We start from the raw sequence: 17,998 nt of genomic DNA, 5'->3' as shown, positions 1-17,998 counted from the left end.
ATTTTAGATCGTTTACTTCACCGCGTTGAGGTCGTTAATTTAAATGATGATAGTTACCGTATGAAACATCGTGTCAGTATGTTTGAAAGCGAAAGTGTTCAAAGTTAATTAGCATAAAGTGTCCAATTCTACTTGACGGTTACAACTCTCTTTATTGACCTCTACAACAATCACCAGGATGCAAATGCTACTGTTTTACATGAGATATTAACGAGCCAACTTCAAGAATGGTGCATATCCAAATTTCAGAAACGCTCTCGTTCGGTCTATATAACACATTGATTTCCGTTCCAGAATCCTAAGTGCATGCCAAAAATACTTGTTTCACTATCGCAAACCGTTGTGGTAGACCGTTTTTTAAAATTTGGGCCATTGAATATAACCAATACATGGAGCATTTGATTTATGATACCTTATGAATTCTACCTCTTTTAGCTTGACCTTTTTATTTGTAGCAATTTCAGATTCCCCTAATAGTTCTTTTCGAATTGGCTATTCTACGAGTTACACAATTGATTACTTTACAATTTGACCGAATCTAGCCTAGCCCTTATGCATTAATCACGCCCGTTTGGTTAAAATACTGTATTGTCAATGTTTGTATAAGCAATGTATCAAAAATGGATAAAATTACTCTTCTTTTGATTTCCGCTTTGTGTAAAGTACATAAACAGCGTTCAGAATCGTTAAAATTATTGCCGCGGTTAAAAAACTAAGTACTAAAGATGTATTATAATCAAATAATAAGTATAAAATAGCTGTTGCAACAAACGATACCCAACCTCCGATGGCTAAACGCCAGGGATGTTCGTTCAATAGAATAATGATTCCCCCTTACTCGTGCTACAATATGGCGCGGTTGTTGAATACTGAATGTATATTTAGCCTACTAAATACTATACTACAATTTCCACTAAAACCCTTTTTAAATACAAAAAGCACCACTAAGGATGCTGATTATTGTTATTTCGCTTAATATATCAACTTTTATACATGTGAACTAAACGTGTTACATTCACAAAGTATCACTCTTTTCAATATAATCATTTTGCCACTTTTTTCTTTCGTTTTCATTTACTTGTGTTTCGAGTGATTCATCCCACTGTTGCAGTAGCGTATTCCAAACCCTAGCGTATAATAAGTCTTCTCTTTCATTATAAACATGAAATTCAATACAAGGGATTTGTTCGATTTGCTTAAGATCAACTGAATGAACCTCAGACACAACAATTTGCTTATTGCCCTCTATTGATTCAATCCCTTTATTTCTAAGCGCGGCCATTAGAGTAGGATTTTCTATTGCTATTTCATCAGATTTCTTAAAATAACGATATTCTGAGTTCGTATCATCGGAATTCTCATCTATTACTTCATTCATAAATTTTTGATGAAATGAACTATATAATAATGGTGTCTTTCCGGATTTGGGTTCATGATCAAAAATCCCAGATTCTAGCTGCATTTTTCCTGCTCCTGTTAGTTCATAAGCATTTCCTTTGTCCTGAATTAAACCTGCATTTGTCATCTTACTCAGTAAATCCCGAATGAATAATGGTTCTACAAGTAAAATTTCACTTAGATCATCGACACTTTCAATCGTTGCTTTTTCAAATGCAATCAGCATCATCTTCATTAAAATATCCATCTTTGTTTTCAGCACGGTGTTAAAAGATACTTCTACTTCATGAACAGGTAACGTCCATGTGGAAGTGTGTGTAATTTTCACGTTCAAATCTTGTTGTAAATCATGTGTTAATTTCTTTATTATCGACTTCATAGCCTCCCCCCTTTTACAACTTTAAATTGCCCACTTCATCCCTGAATCCATTTTGTTCTTTAACAACATCTAAAAGTCGACCATACATCTCTTTTGAACCTTCATGTTTCGTTCGAACAGTAAACATCTCTGAACTTCCGACGATAATCAGCAGTTCCCTAGCTCGAGACAAGGCTACATTTAAACGCCTATAATCTTTTGCAAAACCAATATCTCCACTTTTTTCTTGATGATTACGAACAAAACTCAAAATAATGATGTCCATTTCCATACCTTGAAACTTATCCACTGAACCTGTTCTGCAATGCAAATGTTCAGGTGCAATATCCTGCTCAATCATTCGATCGATTCGTTTCACTTGTTCGCCGTAAAAACTAATTACTCCTACACTTTTCTTCTCTTCTAAATTCATTGTTCCTTCGCGTTTTGCTTTTTCCATTGCTACTTCTAAATCTAACAGGATTTGTTTCGTCATTGTTAGTTCAGCTTCATTATAACGACTCGTTCCACCTTTGACCTTTTCTTCAAAATACTGTGGTTGATTGGGCATATCAAACCAAAGAAGATGATTTGTCTTTTGTATGAATTTCGAATCTATTTGATGATCACGCATCGCATCTGAATCTGTAAGCCCACACTTCAATCGGTAGTCACCGTCTTCGTAAAATGGGGCAATTGTTTGCATGATGCTTTCATGCATTCGATATTGGATGCCAAGCATCGTTTTGTTTTGCCTAGGTAACGTTCTAAATAGACGTTCGAATAGGGATTCATTTAACAGCTTTTCAAACTCTTTTCGTTCCACTTGGTTTTCGATTTCCTCTAAAAACTCTTCCATTGTTTCTTGTCCAATTAACGGGGGTAGCTGATGATGGTCACCTACAAGAATTACCTTTTTACCTTTTAACATAGGAAGAAGTAATTCTGGTGGCGTCGCTTTCGAAACTTCATCAATAATTACGACATCAAACGTAGGATATTCCTCCATGAAGTCACGTCTTGCAGATGCCACACAAGTAGTTCCAATAACGTTTGCGTGTTGCACGTACAACTTTCTAATTTCATCTAAATCGTATTCATTTGCACTCCCAAGCAATGAAAACCACTCTTCTTGGAGTCCGTTTATAATCGGTAAACGTTCCAATTCGATTTGTAGCTGTTCTACATTTTTTGTTGATGAATAAAATAATTCTAACGTTCTTTCATATTGTCCTTCAGGATTGTCTACGAGTATTTCTTCCAGAACAGTAAGTTGACTTTCTGTTTCCACACACTGTTGATTAATGGAAACTTTCTCATTATCGTTCGATTCAAGCCTTGTTACGATTTCATCCAGTTTTTGAATTGCAATTTCATGCCTATTCTCTTTCTCTTTCAACGTAATAAGTGTTTGTTCGTATGCTTCTTTCTTTTCTTCGTAATTTCGATAAACTTGTTCTTTTATTTCAAGTTTTCCTTGCAAATCATAAATTGTTCGATTTTCATCAAGTGTCACAAAACCTTTTCGAAGTATGGCACACTGTTGTTGTTGACTTGCTAAATCACGTTGTAGTTTTTCTAGCTCTTCAGTTAAAGTTGACTTCTCAATATCATTTTCTTCTATTAAGTGTTTAACAAATAATGTAACTTCAGCTTTGATAGTTGCAAACTTATCTATTGCATCTAACTGGATCTGATGCTCTTTGACAAATTGTGCACCTTGATACTTCGCATAAGACCTTCTTTCTTGTAGCAAGGCTAATGCGATGGCAATTTGTTCAAGACAGTCATATTTTTCCGCGGAATACGTTCGAAGAGCTAGGAGTTTCTTTGTCGAAGGTTTAACTAGATATTGACCGACTCGATCAATTAGTCCATTTATTTCATCGACTGTATTGTATTTTTGATTTGCGTTTCTTTTTATTAAGTTTGTTGAAAATCCCCGATCTTTTAACAATTGTTCGATTAACTTAACTGCTGCTTCCAATCGATCGTTAACTTTTTTCCATTCATGATACATTCCTGGAGATGTATCAGACGCAATGTTTTTGATTATCTGTTCAAAATGCGCTATTTGATTTTGCAGAGAACTATTTGGTGTAATTTCAAATGCATCCATTTTTTCCTTTAGTAAACTCCATTTGGAAGCATCTATAATACTTTGTAAAAACGCCTTTAATTGCTCGTTCCTCGCTAGCTTTCTTTGAAGCTGTTCAGTACGATTATCAACCGAAGTTTCAGTTTCAGTTACAACTTGAACGAAATGAAGGTATTCTATTTCTTTTCGAATCAATTCATTTTCCTGCGCAAGGTACTCCATTTGTTCGTGTGTTTGTGGAGTTATTTTATGCAACATTTTTACCTGTTCAAGTTGTTCGAGTTCGATGTTTAATTCTCGAACCAATTTCATTGTAACTTCTTGACTTGAAATCGTTTTATCTTGTTCCTCTTGTAAAAGGGTTCTTTTTGAGTTGAGCTTTTTGAGTTCACCCGAAAGGATTCGAGATTCTGTTTGAGCTTTTTTATGCAACTTTATTTTCTCTTCCAACTTACTCAATTCGGTTTGTAAGTGTTCTATTTGATGCTCAGAATGGCTTAGGTCGTCATTCAGGTTTTTTTCCTTTGCTGAATGGACGTTGAGCTGTTGACCGACTGCATCTACTACCTGCTCTTTCCAATTCAAGGCAACGTTTTCTTCGATGAATTTCTTACCTTCTTCTTCAATGCTATCTGTACGACCATAACGTAAAATACGAATATCTTGATGAGATAAGAGACGTCCCAAAGCGTTATCAACTGCCAAATTCGCCTGAGAAGCTACCAGTGTACGAAGTCCTGCCTTCACATTTTGATGGCATATTTCTGAAATCACCGTTGTTTTTCCAGTTCCAGGTGGCCCTTGAATTACATATAAGTCATTCGCATTCATTGCACCCGCAACAGCCTCTTGTTGAAATTCATTTAGTGTGTTATGAAATTCTAGATCGGCTTTCTTTTTTGAAATACGGACAACGGGACGTTCTTCAAAAAGAATCTTTTCTAAGTTTGAATTGGCTGCCAGTCCATCTTGAAGGTCTTTAAATCCTTTTCTCAATCTTTTTACTTGGCTCAGTTCAGCAAAGTTACTGAAAATGATTTCCTTGTAGGATCTCAGGTGCAACTCATTTCGTCTAGCCATTTCTTTGTACTTTGGATTCAATTCAATTTCAATACTTTTTTTAGCTCGATTTGTACCAACTACCTTGCCAATATCACTTTGGATTCCACCAATTTTGGCACTAAAACCTTTAATTGTATGAAGTTCTTTGTCCGTTAACCCTTTACAGTTCAAACGCAACTTGGAAAAGTCTTTGTTAAACCCGGATTCAGAAAAAGAAGTTGAAACATCCGCTACATCAGCATTTCTTTCTTGTATGCCCAAATAACCTTCCCAACTGGTCAATCGCTTCTTAACGTATTCAGAACGTTCTTCAGCAATAGGTAGTTCACGAAGACTCGTGTACAATTCGATAGGCATTGTCGCCCCAGTACTAGTACCAAGTTGAAACTTCAGTCGGACAGGGAGTCTACGATTTGTACGTACAATTTCCCTTCTTCCGCGAACGTGAAAACCCGTAGCTAAAAAACCATCATGTTGGTAGATGCATTCCATGACCGCTACCCGGTTGTTTAGGTTTTTCGACAACTTCTCGTTTTTATCGTTGTCAAAGAAAAAAGTGAACGACATATTACCCCTGTTATTTACCGGTCGTTTTTCAATATGTATTGTAAAGGCATCTTGCACAGAAAAAAAAGCATGCTCATCTTTTGCTATTTTAGCAATCCCTTTACGCGCATTATCCGTCAATCCTAAACCACACTTTAAAATTTTTCGAGATGATGATATTTGATTCACAACCATGCCTTCTTTCACAAACAGTTGAAGAAATAAACAAGTAAAAGTCAGCATCCCTAATTGAGATAACTGACTCTTAAATTATATTTATACAATTTCTATTCCTTCTATTATAATTCATTTCAAAAAATATATCCTTATTGATAAGTTATTTTGCGAATAAGTTAGATGAATTCTTCCCGAATCCACTAATATGAAATGTCCAATTGAATACTTTATAACCTTACCACGTTTTCAAAAACTGTGTCGTACGATTCCTTCCTTTTTCGATTAAACTTTTCTTTTCGTCATCATCTAGATCAAATTGCGTTGCACTAAATCCTTCTACGGGGATAAAAACAATATCCTTCTCATGCTTTCGAGAGATATATCTATCATCATGCGCATTTTTCATCGTAGAGAAAAGTGCCTCAAATAATTGCAGTGCATTATCAATTTTACGGCCTGGTATATCTTCTTGCCTACTGCTTAATTTTAAGCCCAATACAGGTCGTTCTTTTTTTCCATTCTCATTATTAAAAATCCATAGTGGAAAGTTGCTAAGAACACCACCGTCCACTACAATCGTGTCACCTGATGCTACTTTCAATTTTACGGGTTCAAAGAAAAACGGAATACCACAACTCATGCGTACCGCACGGGCTACAGGAAATGTTTCTGGCGAGATCCCGTAAGTCTCCAAATCATCTGGAAGAACGAACATCTTCCCATTTGTTAGATCTGACGCAATAATTTTCAACGAGCCATTTTTTAAGTCAGAAAATGAATAAACCCCTTTGTCAGCCAATTTCTCAAGAAACCACTTTTCCAATGCTTTTCCTTGGTACAATCCGAGATTAAAATAAAGTTGAACCCACTTTAATAGTGGTAATGGAATAATTGTTCTTCGAGGATCTAAGAAAGTGGAAACATCAAGTTCATTTAACAACGATTCAATTTCTTTACTCGTATAACCTGCAGCAATGAAACTAGCAATAATTGCCCCTGCACTCGTTCCAGCTACTCGATGAAATTTATAGCCCTTTTCTTCCAACACTTGATAGGCACCGACTAAAGCGAACCCTTTTAAACCTCCGCCTGAAAAAACACCATCTATTAACAAATTAACCTCCCCCTCTTTTAGCCTTGTTCTACTTTAGGTTAGGAGAATGGGGATTAGAACTATCGAAATTGAACTCGTAAGTCAACAAGACTGATATGTTCTCTTTTGAAGGCTGCAATGCTAAAAAGTATTACAAAAATATTAAGTAAACAATGCGAAAGATAAATAGATGACGAGTGTTACTGTAATACTGCTTAACAATGTAGAAACAAGGACAGTTTGAGCAGCTAATTCTGGTCGAATATCGTATTCGAAAGCAAGTGTTGAGCTATTTCTAGAAGCAGGGAATGAACTTGCAATTAATAAAGACTGCCCAATCACACCGTCAAGACCCATAATAAAAATTAGTAGGAGTGCAACCGCAGGGCCAACGACTAGTCGCCCTAAACTACTTAAAATAACCATCTTGTTCAACATTGTATTAATTTTAATTTGTGCTAGTTGGGCTCCTAACAATATTAATGCAATCGCAAGAAATGCATTTGCGAGATGACTAATCGGAATCAATATGAATTCGGGAACGTTTATATTGAGAGCCTTTAATAATCCTCCAAGCATCATTGCATATATTATGGGTAGTTTTAAGAGTTCTCTTAGAATCTCTAAGCCAGATTTTGAAGCAGAAATTAAGTTATATAGCCCATATGTATATGTAATAATACTTTGAAAAACCATGACAATAATTTGTATTGAAATACCTATAGGATTCGCTTGAAATAATAATTGACTAACTGGTATTCCATAATTTCCAGAATTGATTAAGACAACGCTGTTTTTGAATATAGCAGAATTCTCGTTATCCAATTTGAATACCTTGCTCAGCAACGAGCTTATAATCATTAGACACAGGCTAAATAGTAGTAAGTAACCAATAATTTCAGCAAGAACTATGAGTTCAATCTGAGTTTCATAAAGATTAATAAATACAGCGGCAGGCATCAGACAATATGTAATTAAATTCGAGACAGCTCTTAGGTTAAACACAAATTTACGTTGTAAAATTGCACCTATACCTATCATAATTAATATTGGTATAATAATACTTTGGAATATCAGTAGTATAAAAGTTAAAGTCATCACCCCATTCTTAAAAACTTTCGGAATACTGTTCAAATTACAAATCAGATAAATAGATACGCGACCGATATTTCAACTCTACCATAAATTTAACAGATAAAACTATTGGTTCCCTACTTTCAAAAAAGATATCCATTCCGCAGAGTTTCGATTTTAAGTTATTCTTCGACTACATCAATTAAATCCGTATGAATTCGAATAAAGTAACACTCTAATAAATCATCTAATTTTCGATTTAGCTTATGAAACGCATCGTCAGCTTTTTCAATAACTTCGTAAAAATCACCTTCTTTAATCTCGTTATGCTCTAGAGCAATATATAACTTCCACATTTCCTGACCATACTTCTTCACAATATATGCATACTCTTGAGCACCTATTTTCTCAAGGATAGCTATTAGTTCTGCTAAATAACTATCTATACCAACCTCGTCAATATACGATTCCATCCACGTTAGTAAACTTTCGTGACCGCCACTCTCAAGCTCCGAATAATATTGAACTACAATAAATGCTTCTTTTAAAACTTGATCTTTTGTTGATGGATCACATTCACTTGCGACTGTTAATACGGCGTTCCATATATCGTTCTTCTCTACTAATTCATTTCTAGTCATTTTGGGTTTCATCGTATTCCTCCGATTTACATTCAATTTGATTTTACTTCAAATTCCAATTAAAGCGAATTCAGGTTTTTAATATAACATTTCTCCGGAAAAAAAAGCACTGCCAAGGCAGTGCTGAACAATTTATTATCTATTTGTATACCTTTATAAAAAACAGTAACTTAGAGCAATTATATGTCATTTACCATAAGAAAAACGTTTTTCTAAATAGCTTTGCCACAACTCTACGACTATGCATATTGCCCAATAGATAACTGCAACTAGTAAATACATCGTCATATAGTCAAACTCTCGTCCACCTACAACTTTTGCCCGATGAAATAAATCTGGAACCGTAATCATAGCGGCTAGTGACGAAGCTTTTATCAAATCTAGCAAAACGTTCGATAAAGGTGGGATTGCAATTCTCGTTGCTTGGGGCAATATAACCGAAAGCATCGTTTGAGTATTTGAAAGGCCAAGTGACTTAGCTGCTTCCCATTGTCCCTCATTAACTGAACCTAGAGCCGACCGAATAATTTCTGCCATATATGCTGATGAATGCAAACTAAATCCGATTAATGCAGCAACCAAAGCAGAAAACTGTATCCCAACTACTGGTAATCCAAAATATAAAATAAATAAAAAGACAAGCATAGGTATTCCACGCATGAACGATATATAAACACGTGCCGGCCACCTAATGAAAAACCACTTAGACCGCCGACAAAGTGCTAATAGAAAACCTAGCAAAAGCCCTATTCCCATACCTGCAAATGAAATTAGTAATGTATTGCCAATTCCTTTTATAATATAAGGAAAGGATTCGACGGCAAGCGGAAAGTCAAAAAGATACTGCCATTCTATTGTCCCCACAAAACACGCCGCCTTTCAAATTACTCAAAATCAAAATCTTGTTGAATTGAAACGTCTGCTCCACCAAAAAACTGCTTGGATAGTTCAGAAATAACGCCTTCTTCATGTAATTCATCTAAAACCGTATTTACTTTCTCAAGTAATTCAGTATTGTCTTTTTTCATAATAATTGCTTGATCATTCGGATGGTACTTAATATCCGGGTGAATCATAATATTGAATTCTGGAAACGCTTCAAGTGCAAGAAGCTGTAAATAATAGTCATTTAAAATTACATCTGTACGCGCAATATCCACATCACGTAAGTACACATCGTTTGTTACGTTATCATAAATTACTTCTTCAACACCGTAGTCACGTCCCACTTGCATATAAACAGAAGTTGCAGCACCCGCCGCTTTCTTTCCTTTTAAATCTTCTAGTTTTTCAATTCCGGAATGATCCGACTTTCGAACAATTGCCGTTCCGAAAGAGTATTTATATGGCTCAGAAAATGCGAATTTCTCTTTTCGTTCTTCAGTAATTTCAATATCATTCACTGCCAAATCTACTTGTCCACTGTTTAAAGAAGTTAGCATTCCATCTAGACCCATTTCAGAAAATGTCAATTTCAAATCTAAACGTTTTGCGACTTCCTTCATAATTTCTACTTCATATCCAGTTAATTCTTCATCTTTACCGTGATAGGAGGCTGGATATAATGTTCCCGATGTAGCAACAACCAGTTCACCTTTTTCAACAATCTCATCCCAACCAGATTGAGTTGTTTTTTCATCCTTTTTATTAGCGTCATCGCTACCACATGCAACTAGTATTGTTGTCGCAAGGATTGTTAATACGAATAAAACAAAACGTCTAATTGTAAACACTTTTCCCATTCTTATTCCCCTTTTTAGTTCTCTGTATTTTATAAATAATGCATTTACGACATTTTTCATTATACATCATAAATCTACAATCTTCAATAAAATTACTATTCAAAATAAATAAATTACGAATTGGTTATGTAGGAACATTTAATGAACTATTCAATGAACTATTCATATAAAAAAGTATGCCCAGAATCGGACATACTTTTTGCGAAACTAGTTTTCAGGTTGTATTTGGCTCTTAGACTGAACTGTATTATTACGAAGTGTAGAAATCCCAAAATGATTTTCTCCTTTTTCATCTTTTGAAAATTTCACTTCCTTTACAAATTCTTCATCCTTTTCTATTTCTACTTTAAATCCCATATCCTCTAGTTCGGATATGTAATGTTCAAGTTGTGTGTCCATATCGCCTTCAAAAGAAAACTCTGCATTCCAAAGATCGATCGTATCGTTGCCTATTCTTTTCTTTTCTAATTGAATCTCCGTCCAACCACTTAATATTGGTAAATGGTATGCAACATCTTGTGGTTCTTTTGATTCTTCTAGTTCCTGTGACTCTTCCGATTCCGGAGAGATTTGTTCATTCCCAGTTTGTTTCGAATTATTATCTGATGAACCACAGGCGCCTAAAATAAGAGCAATCATTAAAGTGCTAGTAAAAATTAAATTGTTTTTCATCACAGTTTACTCCTTCACTTCTATTAGCAATCATACAAATTCAATCAGATTACATATATAGTCTAGCAATAGAACGTTAAGTTAAGGTTAAGATTCTATCCTTTACTTTTCACTATTTTTCTTATGTATTTATATTTGAAACAACCAAGCAATCAAAGGCCCCAAAATCGAACCGACTATAGCTGAGAGCGTCATCGCTACTGAGCTCATAGATGCCTCCTTTTCACCATATTCAAGTGCTTTTGATGTGCCAATTCCATGGGAACCTGCCCCCAATCCAATTCCACGTCCGATTGGTGTATTTATGCCTAATTTCTTAAACACATATGGCCCTAGAATTACACCTGTAAATCCTGCAATCATAACAAAGATAGCAGTTAAAGAAGGAATACCACCTAAAACCGAAGTTATTTGCATCGCAATTGGTGTAGTAATGGATTTCGGGAGAATTGTTAGGGTAAGTTCCGTGGAAAAACCCATCATTTTTGCGAATAAAACCCCTGTAACCATACCTACAACAACTCCAACTATGATTCCGGAAATGACTGGAATTAAGTTTTGCTTGAGCATAATTCTTTGTTTATAGAGTGGCACAGCTAACGCAACAATGGCTGGTCCTAATAATAATTCAATCCATTTGGCCCCAATCATATATGTTCCATAAGGGATACGAAACACGATTAATAGTGTAATAATAATGACTGTCGAGGTTAATAAGGGTAGTAAGAGAGTATGATTATATTTAACATAAAGTATATTCATAGCTAAATATGTACCTATCGTGCCAATGATGATAACTAATGCAACTATTTCTGTTTGCAAACCAAGCGCTCCTTTCTTTTACTAGAGCGACTAGCCATTATTTGACTGGTCCAACCCGAAATGAACATCGTTAAAAGCGTACTAATAATCGTGATAATAATTAGTAAGAACCCCTTACCTACAAAAACATGTCCGTAATCCATGACTGCAATCATGGAAGGGATAAAATATAAAGGTAAATATGCCAAAATAAAATAAGAACCTTTCTCAATCCAACGTAAAGGAAGAATTTTAATCGATAAGGCAATCCATAATAATAGTAAACCTATGATACTTCCAGGAAGTGGGATAAGGAGGATATCGCGTAACCAACTACCTACGAGAAAAAAACCATATAATATAGAAATTTGCAATACACCTTGTAAATATTTCATATCTAACAGCATTCTCCTTTTACCACCAACTTAGGAGTAATGTATCTCTTCCCTTAAAAAAATAGCCGCACCCTCTAATCGGGGTGACGGCATTTCAGGGTTTGCATTCACTCACTTCAATTCATTATACAGATAATTCAGGTTAGAACCATTATTATTTCCCTTTGTTTTTATCACGTTGTTCCCAAATCTTTAAATACGGGTAGGGATCAAACGCCCATTCTGTTCGACCGTTATATTTATACATTCCAAAATGTAAATGAGGCGGGAATCGACCTGACGTACCCGGTTTTCCATATCCCGAGCTTCCAACCCAGCCTAGTATTGTTCCCGGCTCAACTACATCTCCCTCTTTAACCTCTTTGTTGAAGCCCGATAAGTGTGCATAGTAAATATACGTGTTATGAACGTCGCGAATTCCAACTCGCCATCCCCCGTATTCATTCCACCCCATAACTTCTACAACCCCGTAAGTTACCGCTCTAACTGGCACTCCATACGAAGCAAACAAATCTGTACCTTCATGAGTTCGCCGACCTCCCCATCCTCTTCCGGCGCCCCATGTACTGCGGTAACTATAATTTTGATTAACGGGAAGCGGAAATACTCTTTCATCTAAATGTAGTGTTTGAAAATGTTTATAAATCTTTGCAATCGTCAAGATTTGCATGAGCGATTCATCCCGTTTATAATACATCTTTATAGTATCTTCGACATTCTTTTCCGAATGGCCATTTTCACTTAATAATGTAGCCATAGTATAAAGGACATCCTCATTGTCATCTAAATTAGCCACACCATCCTGGTTGCCATCCTTTCCAATCCCACCAAAAAAAGCGATTGAAAGTGGTGACTTATCTTCAGGATTAGGATTAAGTGCTCCAAACCAATCTTCCTTTTCAAAATGGATAGCAATAGCTCCCTCTTTCCTTGGGATATCGCTGCGCACCTGTTGAATATTGCGTTCAAACTGATCTACAGCTGCTAAATAATACCAAGGTAAAGTGAGACTTGAAAAACGCATATAGTACTCCATTCGCTCTTCTAATATTTGTTCTCTTGTCATTGGTACCTCGGCAGAAACTTGCGTTGATAAAATTAGGAAGAATAAAGTGACTACGAATAGATTTTTTAATTTGTTCAGAATTACCACACCACCCTTTTACCAATTCATCAATTAGCTTCCCCCATCTCTCTCTTTTCATGAATTAAATAGTAAAAACCGACAGATGCTACTTAGCATCTGTCGGCCAGTTATGATTCATCCAAATTCGAATCATATGTTATTTACGATTAGTTCGTTCATTTCTTTGATTGTTTTCCTGATTTACTTGAATTTCAGTTCCAAACTCAGTTCGCATTGTATCCTGGTTCTGATTGTTGTTGTTCTTGTCCTTTTTGTTTTTGTTCTTTTTTTGATTGGTATTTTTGTTATTGTTATTCGTCATGGGCATTCACCTCCGTCCATGTTACTATGTGCATGAAATAAGTTTTTAATCATTGGTAATTTTTACGTAACGATATGGGATCGTAAAACTTACGATATATTTCGAATTCCTTTAGAGGTCAACAATAAAAAGGAGGATTTTAATGACTTTCAAAGAAATAGGATCCAATACAGCTATTGTTGTTGTGCATGAAATATATGGTGTAAACCAGCATATAATCGATTACTCAGAATTACTTCGCGGTTATAATTTGGATGTCTATTGCCCCAATTTACTTAAACAAGACTTGGTTTTCGATTATTCCGAAGAAAAAGCAGCCTATACACATTTCAAAAATAATGTTGGTTTTAGTGAAAGTGTGAAACAGGTAACTCAATTGATAATGAACATAAAAAAGAATTATGAAAAAGTAATTCTAATCGGATTTAGTGTAGGTGCTACGATTGCATGGTTATGTAGCAAAAATAACTATGTTCATGGTGTTGTAGCATATTATGGTTCCCGTATTCGCGACTATATCGATTTAATACCTGATTGTCCTACTTTACTTTTCTTTCCGAAAGAAGAAAATAATTTTAATGTAAATAAATTAATTGACTCTTTATATCAAAAAAATATAACATCCTATCAATTCCAATCCATGCACGGTTTTAGTGATTCTTTTTCCAAACATTATAATGAATTATCTGCAAAAAAAACATACGAACTTACAATTGCATTTATTTCGGAAAATTCGTCTGGATGAAATGATTTCTAAGTCGTCTCGTTTCAATATCCGCTAATCTTACAGGTATCGGTACCCGACTCTCACCACTCAATAAACTTAAAGTGATATTGGTCATAGATTCCAAATCGATATAGTTTCCAAATGAAATATATATGGGCTTCACATTCTTCCGACTTCTTAGAACCCTTCCAACTATGGTTTCGTTGAGTAGGATATCTGTGTAAGATCCAACCTTATTTTCAGGAATTGTAAAACTTGCCTTATCCATATGAAAATACTTTTTTGCCACACCAATTGTTGGTTTATTTAAAAAGAATGCAGCATGCGTTGCAATACCCATATTACGAGGATGCAAATAGCCGTTTCCATCAAACATAAATAAATCAGGCAAGCATACTAGTTTTTTGGCTGCGTTAATGAATAGTGGCAACTCTCTAAAAGCTAAATAGCCGGGTACATAAGGTTCATACACTCTCCCCACGCTATAAACTTTTTCAGTAGCTTTTTTTGTCAAACAATCGATTACGATAATACTGCAAACTCCCCACTCACTTCCAGCATGTTGCCAATAGGCAACATCTTCTCCGGCAAAGAGCCTCATTCCATTTTAACCAATTCTAATTTATAGGCTATTTTGAGCTGATAAAAAACTTTGGAATGCATTAAAACAGTTGACTTCAAAGGGTAAAGGATGGATTTCATTAATTTTCATACCGATTCCTTCTTAATTAAGAAGTTGTACTTTTTAGCATGCTCTATATAGTAATTGCTATTAATTCATTTATGAATAATGTTAGATCAACCGTTGCATCATTATTCATGTTCGTGTATTATAATTTAAGTGGTGCTACTTTGTTCCAATATACTCGTTTCTCACCTAGTAAATTTATATGAATAGTTAAAAAACATATTGCATTGTTCAGTTTTTTGTATTATAGTTTATTCAATTCAGAATAATTATTCATTAATAACTACTTCTATTTCGAGAAAGGTGATTGTATGTCCAGCTTATATTTACACCCAAATACCGAAGAAGAAGTTATTGACACTTATGAGGAAGATATAATCGTAACCAGTCGAGACGGTATTATTCTAAAAGCTACACAAATTAGCGGCCAACATTACGGGCTCCTTGCTGAAGATCTATTAGGTAAATCTGTTTATGACTTAGAAGAACAAGGTATTTTCTCACCTGCGATTACACCTCTTGTGATTAAACAGAAAAAAAAAGTCGTAATTGTTCAAACAACTCCATCAGGCAAAAAAGTTCTGATCACCGGTATGCCTTTTTTTGATGAAGTTGGAGAAGTTAGTTTTGTAATTAGTTACTCGTATGAAGTGTCGGAACTTCTTGTGATTCAAGAATATTTAAATGAGTTAGAACAAGAAATGTTGCTTGCAAAAGAAGAACTCTTATTTTTACGTAAGGAAATACTGTTAACTGGTGGACTTGTAATAGAAAGTCGCTCGACGGTTCGAGCGTATGAAACTGCACAGACAGTTGCACCTCTTGACGTTTCAGTTGTCCTTTACGGTGAACACGGAACCGGAAGGACTACCTTAGCAAAAACAATCCATAAAAATAGTTCAAGAAAGAATCATTCTTTTATTGAAGTGGATTGTGAGGTTATTCCAGAGGCATTATTTGAAGAGCAACTTTTCGGGGAAGTTCAAAAGCCAGGCTTACTTTCACTAGCATCTGAAGGTACTTTGTATTTAAAAAACATTGATAAGCTATCAGAACTTCAACAATCAAAGCTTAGCACTATTTTAAGAGAGCAAAGATATACTCCCATTGATTCTGAATCGACCCATTCTTTTGATGTCAGAATCATTTCTTCATCCGAACACACGCTTTCAAGGGACTTGTATTACCTTCTTCACATAATCCCGATTCAATTGGAACCTTTCTCCAAAAGAAAAGAAGATGTAATTGAATTGATTTCTGCACACATGAATGAGTTCAGAAAAAAATACGTTTCCAATAAAGAACTTTCGAGTGAACTTTTCAACTATCTATTAGGCATTGATTGGAAAGGAAATCATTTTGAATTGAAACATGTGATTGAGCGACTTTATACACAAAGTTCGAATACAATTGTATCCATTGACGATTTGCCTATGGAATATAGAATTGAATCCGATGACAGTTTAACGCGTTTTGGACTAGAAGGACGCACACTGCCAAACATTTTGGAAAGTGTTGAAAGAAAAGTATTAATGAATGCACAAGAAAGATATCGGACAACGACTGAAATGGCAAAACATCTTGGAATTAGCCAACCGTCAGTTGTAAGGAAATTAAAGAAATATACTTAGATCTAATGCAGAAAGTTCATGATTCTACTCAATTGTTTAATTGTCATCAGGAAAAAAAAGGGGGATTTATTTATGACTAGTTTGTCCAAAGCAGAAACGAATAAGACAAATCATGTAGCTTGGAAATTTATTGTACCCTCTTTAATCGGGGTTTTACTTTTTCTAGTGCCGATTAAAGTTAATGATCAGATTACTATCGGTGTTGGTATACTCGCCTCTTCTCTATCCGATGTATTTGGGGAACAAATCCCAATGTTTATTTTACTAATGTTAGGCTTCACAATGATACTTACTTTAGTGACCGTTGCATTTAAACCAAACTTCATTTTACAAAGACCATTTTTAAAGTCCGTATTTTTAACAGGTCCATTCGGTGTTATTATGAGGGTCATTGGGTTTTCCGTTGGTTTCATGGCATACTTTAAAGTTGGTCCAGAATTTATTTCTTCAAGAGTTACAGGTGGAGTTGTTCTTTACGATTTAGCCCCTGTTCTTCTTACATGGTTCCTATTCGCAGGTATTTTACTTCCACTTCTTGTTGAATTTGGACTAATGGAATTTGTCGGTTCTCTTCTTCAAAAGGTAATGCGACCATTATTCACATTACCAGGTCGCTCTTCCATAGACACAATGGCGTCATGGATGGGTGCTGGGACAGTTGGAGTACTTGTTACAATGAAGCAGTATGATCAAGGTTTTTACACGAAACGTGAAGCAGCAGTAATTGCGACCACATTCTCCATAGCTTCGGTTGCCTTTTCATTGATCGTTGCACAAGTTGTAGGCATTGGGCACTTATTCATCCCTTTTTACTTAACAGTAACAGTGGCAAGTATTATTGCAGCTATCATTATGCCACGTATACCACCACTTTCCCGTAAAGCGGATACGTATTACGAACCTGTTGGTCAACAAATTTCAGAAACAGCTCCAGAAGGAATTTCTCCAATTCAATGGGGTTGGAAGCAAGCACTTGAAAAAGCGAATACATCAAAAAGTCCAAAAAGACTAATTCAGGATGGCGTTGAAACAGTTCTAGATATATGGCTTGGACTTATTCCACTTGTAATGAGTCTTGGAGCAATTGCACTTATTCTTGCCGAATTCACACCTGTTTTCAATATTATATCGGCACCACTTGTTCCTATACTTGAATTTATGAGAATTCCTGAAGCTTCTAGCGCAGCCCCTACTATGCTTGTAGGTTTTGCAGATATGTTCCTTCCAGCAGTTATTGGAAGCGGATTTGAAAGCGAGCTTACGAAGTTTGTTGTTGCCGCACTTTCTTTAACACAATTGGTTTATATGTCAGAGATTGGAATTCTAATTTTACGTTCCAATATCCCAGTAACTTTACTAGACTTATTCATAATCTTCCTACAACGTACAATTATTACATTACCGATTATCGTTCTAATCGCACATTTCATCGTATTTTAATTAAATT

The 17,998-nt window shown here is 35.4% G+C and carries 18 protein-coding genes; 4 read left to right on the top strand and 14 right to left on the bottom strand.

Translation table 11 applies throughout. The features are described 5' to 3' along the window. On the top strand, window positions 1–108 hold a 108-nt coding region (locus ACXYMX_RS07275; RefSeq protein ID WP_459043586.1), incomplete at its 5' end, for an ATP-binding protein. 522 nt (window positions 109–630) lie between these two features. Here ACXYMX_RS07275 and ACXYMX_RS07270 read toward each other — a convergent pair. The 13 genes from ACXYMX_RS07270 to ACXYMX_RS07210 all read right to left on the bottom strand — a co-directional run bounded on the left by ACXYMX_RS07270 (window position 631) and on the right by ACXYMX_RS07210 (window position 13,505). Beyond that, entirely contained in the window at window positions 631–816 is a 186-nt protein-coding gene (locus ACXYMX_RS07270) for a hypothetical protein (RefSeq protein WP_459043579.1), read from the bottom strand. Window positions 817–1,015: 199 nt separating this feature from the next. Continuing rightward, window positions 1,016–1,777, bottom strand: a complete 762-nt coding sequence (locus ACXYMX_RS07265) for a hypothetical protein (protein WP_459043578.1) — start codon at window positions 1,775–1,777, stop codon at window positions 1,016–1,018. 13 nt (window positions 1,778–1,790) lie between these two features. Further along, window positions 1,791–5,651, bottom strand: coding sequence for a DEAD/DEAH box helicase (locus ACXYMX_RS07260; RefSeq protein ID WP_459043577.1), 3,861 nt, complete (start codon window positions 5,649–5,651; stop codon window positions 1,791–1,793). 223 nt (window positions 5,652–5,874) lie between these two features. Then, window positions 5,875–6,753 (bottom strand): patatin-like phospholipase family protein, encoded by an 879-nt coding sequence (locus tag ACXYMX_RS07255; protein WP_459043576.1) that lies wholly within the window; start codon window positions 6,751–6,753, stop codon window positions 5,875–5,877. 141 nt (window positions 6,754–6,894) lie between these two features. Then, complete coding sequence (locus tag ACXYMX_RS07250; RefSeq protein ID WP_459043575.1) at window positions 6,895–7,830, bottom strand: AEC family transporter; 936 nt, start codon at window positions 7,828–7,830, stop codon at window positions 6,895–6,897. 158 nt (window positions 7,831–7,988) lie between these two features. Further along, window positions 7,989–8,459 (bottom strand): DMP19 family protein, encoded by a 471-nt coding sequence (locus ACXYMX_RS07245; RefSeq protein WP_459043574.1) that lies wholly within the window; start codon window positions 8,457–8,459, stop codon window positions 7,989–7,991. A gap of 174 nt (window positions 8,460–8,633) precedes the next feature. After that, window positions 8,634–9,311 carry an amino acid ABC transporter permease gene (locus ACXYMX_RS07240; protein WP_459043573.1) on the bottom strand — a complete coding sequence of 226 codons (678 nt, stop codon included), beginning with the start codon at window positions 9,309–9,311 and terminating at the stop codon, window positions 8,634–8,636. 20 nt (window positions 9,312–9,331) lie between these two features. Then, complete coding sequence (locus ACXYMX_RS07235) at window positions 9,332–10,189, bottom strand: transporter substrate-binding domain-containing protein (RefSeq protein ID WP_459043572.1); 858 nt, start codon at window positions 10,187–10,189, stop codon at window positions 9,332–9,334. 207 nt (window positions 10,190–10,396) lie between these two features. Then, window positions 10,397–10,861, bottom strand: coding sequence for a hypothetical protein (locus tag ACXYMX_RS07230; protein ID WP_459043571.1), 465 nt, complete (start codon window positions 10,859–10,861; stop codon window positions 10,397–10,399). Window positions 10,862–10,990: 129 nt separating this feature from the next. Further along, window positions 10,991–11,683: an LrgB family protein gene (locus tag ACXYMX_RS07225; protein WP_459043570.1), complete on the bottom strand. Its 693-nt coding sequence runs from the start codon at window positions 11,681–11,683 to the stop codon at window positions 10,991–10,993. Then, the gene (locus ACXYMX_RS07220) at window positions 11,668–12,057 is read right to left on the bottom strand and encodes a CidA/LrgA family protein (RefSeq protein ID WP_459043569.1); all 390 of its coding nucleotides are present in this window, start codon (window positions 12,055–12,057) and stop codon (window positions 11,668–11,670) included. The genes ACXYMX_RS07225 and ACXYMX_RS07220 overlap by 16 nt, the downstream gene beginning before the upstream one ends. A gap of 154 nt (window positions 12,058–12,211) precedes the next feature. After that, window positions 12,212–13,123, bottom strand: coding sequence for a M23 family metallopeptidase (locus ACXYMX_RS07215; RefSeq protein ID WP_459043568.1), 912 nt, complete (start codon window positions 13,121–13,123; stop codon window positions 12,212–12,214). A 217-nt stretch (window positions 13,124–13,340) separates the two neighbouring features. Further along, complete coding sequence (locus ACXYMX_RS07210) at window positions 13,341–13,505, bottom strand: hypothetical protein (RefSeq protein WP_459043567.1); 165 nt, start codon at window positions 13,503–13,505, stop codon at window positions 13,341–13,343. Window positions 13,506–13,647: 142 nt separating this feature from the next. Here ACXYMX_RS07210 and ACXYMX_RS07205 point away from each other — a divergent pair, with 142 nt between their 5' ends. Further along, window positions 13,648–14,250 carry a dienelactone hydrolase family protein gene (locus ACXYMX_RS07205; protein WP_459043566.1) on the top strand — a complete coding sequence of 201 codons (603 nt, stop codon included), beginning with the start codon at window positions 13,648–13,650 and terminating at the stop codon, window positions 14,248–14,250. On the opposite strand, the gene ACXYMX_RS07200 is transcribed toward ACXYMX_RS07205, so the two are convergent. Continuing rightward, on the bottom strand, window positions 14,225–14,833 hold the full coding sequence (locus ACXYMX_RS07200; RefSeq protein ID WP_459043565.1) for an endonuclease V: 609 nt from the start codon (window positions 14,831–14,833) through the stop codon (window positions 14,225–14,227). The genes ACXYMX_RS07205 and ACXYMX_RS07200 overlap by 26 nt on opposite strands. A gap of 398 nt (window positions 14,834–15,231) precedes the next feature. On the opposite strand from ACXYMX_RS07200, the gene ACXYMX_RS07195 reads away from it, so the two are divergent. Then, window positions 15,232–16,551, top strand: a complete 1,320-nt coding sequence (locus ACXYMX_RS07195) for a sigma 54-interacting transcriptional regulator (protein ID WP_459043564.1) — start codon at window positions 15,232–15,234, stop codon at window positions 16,549–16,551. Window positions 16,552–16,623: 72 nt separating this feature from the next. After that, window positions 16,624–17,991 (top strand): YjiH family protein, encoded by a 1,368-nt coding sequence (locus tag ACXYMX_RS07190; RefSeq protein WP_459043563.1) that lies wholly within the window; start codon window positions 16,624–16,626, stop codon window positions 17,989–17,991. Window positions 17,992–17,998: the final 7 nt, after the last annotated feature.

The sequence above is a fragment of the Sporosarcina sp. CAU 1771 genome (assembly GCF_054482775.1).
This window is presented reverse-complemented; position numbering and strand designations above follow the sequence as displayed.

Coding starts and splice junctions, on each gene's coding strand:
- ACXYMX_RS07265 (WP_459043578.1), bottom strand. CDS start 1,777: ATGAAGTCGATAATAAAGAAATTAACACATGATTTACAACAAGATTTG.
- ACXYMX_RS07250 (WP_459043575.1), bottom strand. CDS start 7,830: ATGACTTTAACTTTTATACTACTGATATTCCAAAGTATTATTATACCA.
- ACXYMX_RS07245 (WP_459043574.1), bottom strand. CDS start 8,459: ATGAAACCCAAAATGACTAGAAATGAATTAGTAGAGAAGAACGATATA.
- ACXYMX_RS07235 (WP_459043572.1), bottom strand. CDS start 10,189: ATGGGAAAAGTGTTTACAATTAGACGTTTTGTTTTATTCGTATTAACA.
- ACXYMX_RS07230 (WP_459043571.1), bottom strand. CDS start 10,861: ATGAAAAACAATTTAATTTTTACTAGCACTTTAATGATTGCTCTTATT.
- ACXYMX_RS07220 (WP_459043569.1), bottom strand. CDS start 12,057: ATGAAATATTTACAAGGTGTATTGCAAATTTCTATATTATATGGTTTT.
- ACXYMX_RS07215 (WP_459043568.1), bottom strand. CDS start 13,123: ATGACAAGAGAACAAATATTAGAAGAGCGAATGGAGTACTATATGCGT.
- ACXYMX_RS07210 (WP_459043567.1), bottom strand. CDS start 13,505: ATGACGAATAACAATAACAAAAATACCAATCAAAAAAAGAACAAAAAC.
- ACXYMX_RS07205 (WP_459043566.1), top strand. CDS start 13,648: ATGACTTTCAAAGAAATAGGATCCAATACAGCTATTGTTGTTGTGCAT.
- ACXYMX_RS07200 (WP_459043565.1), bottom strand. CDS start 14,833: ATGAGGCTCTTTGCCGGAGAAGATGTTGCCTATTGGCAACATGCTGGA.
- ACXYMX_RS07195 (WP_459043564.1), top strand. CDS start 15,232: ATGTCCAGCTTATATTTACACCCAAATACCGAAGAAGAAGTTATTGAC.
- ACXYMX_RS07190 (WP_459043563.1), top strand. CDS start 16,624: ATGACTAGTTTGTCCAAAGCAGAAACGAATAAGACAAATCATGTAGCT.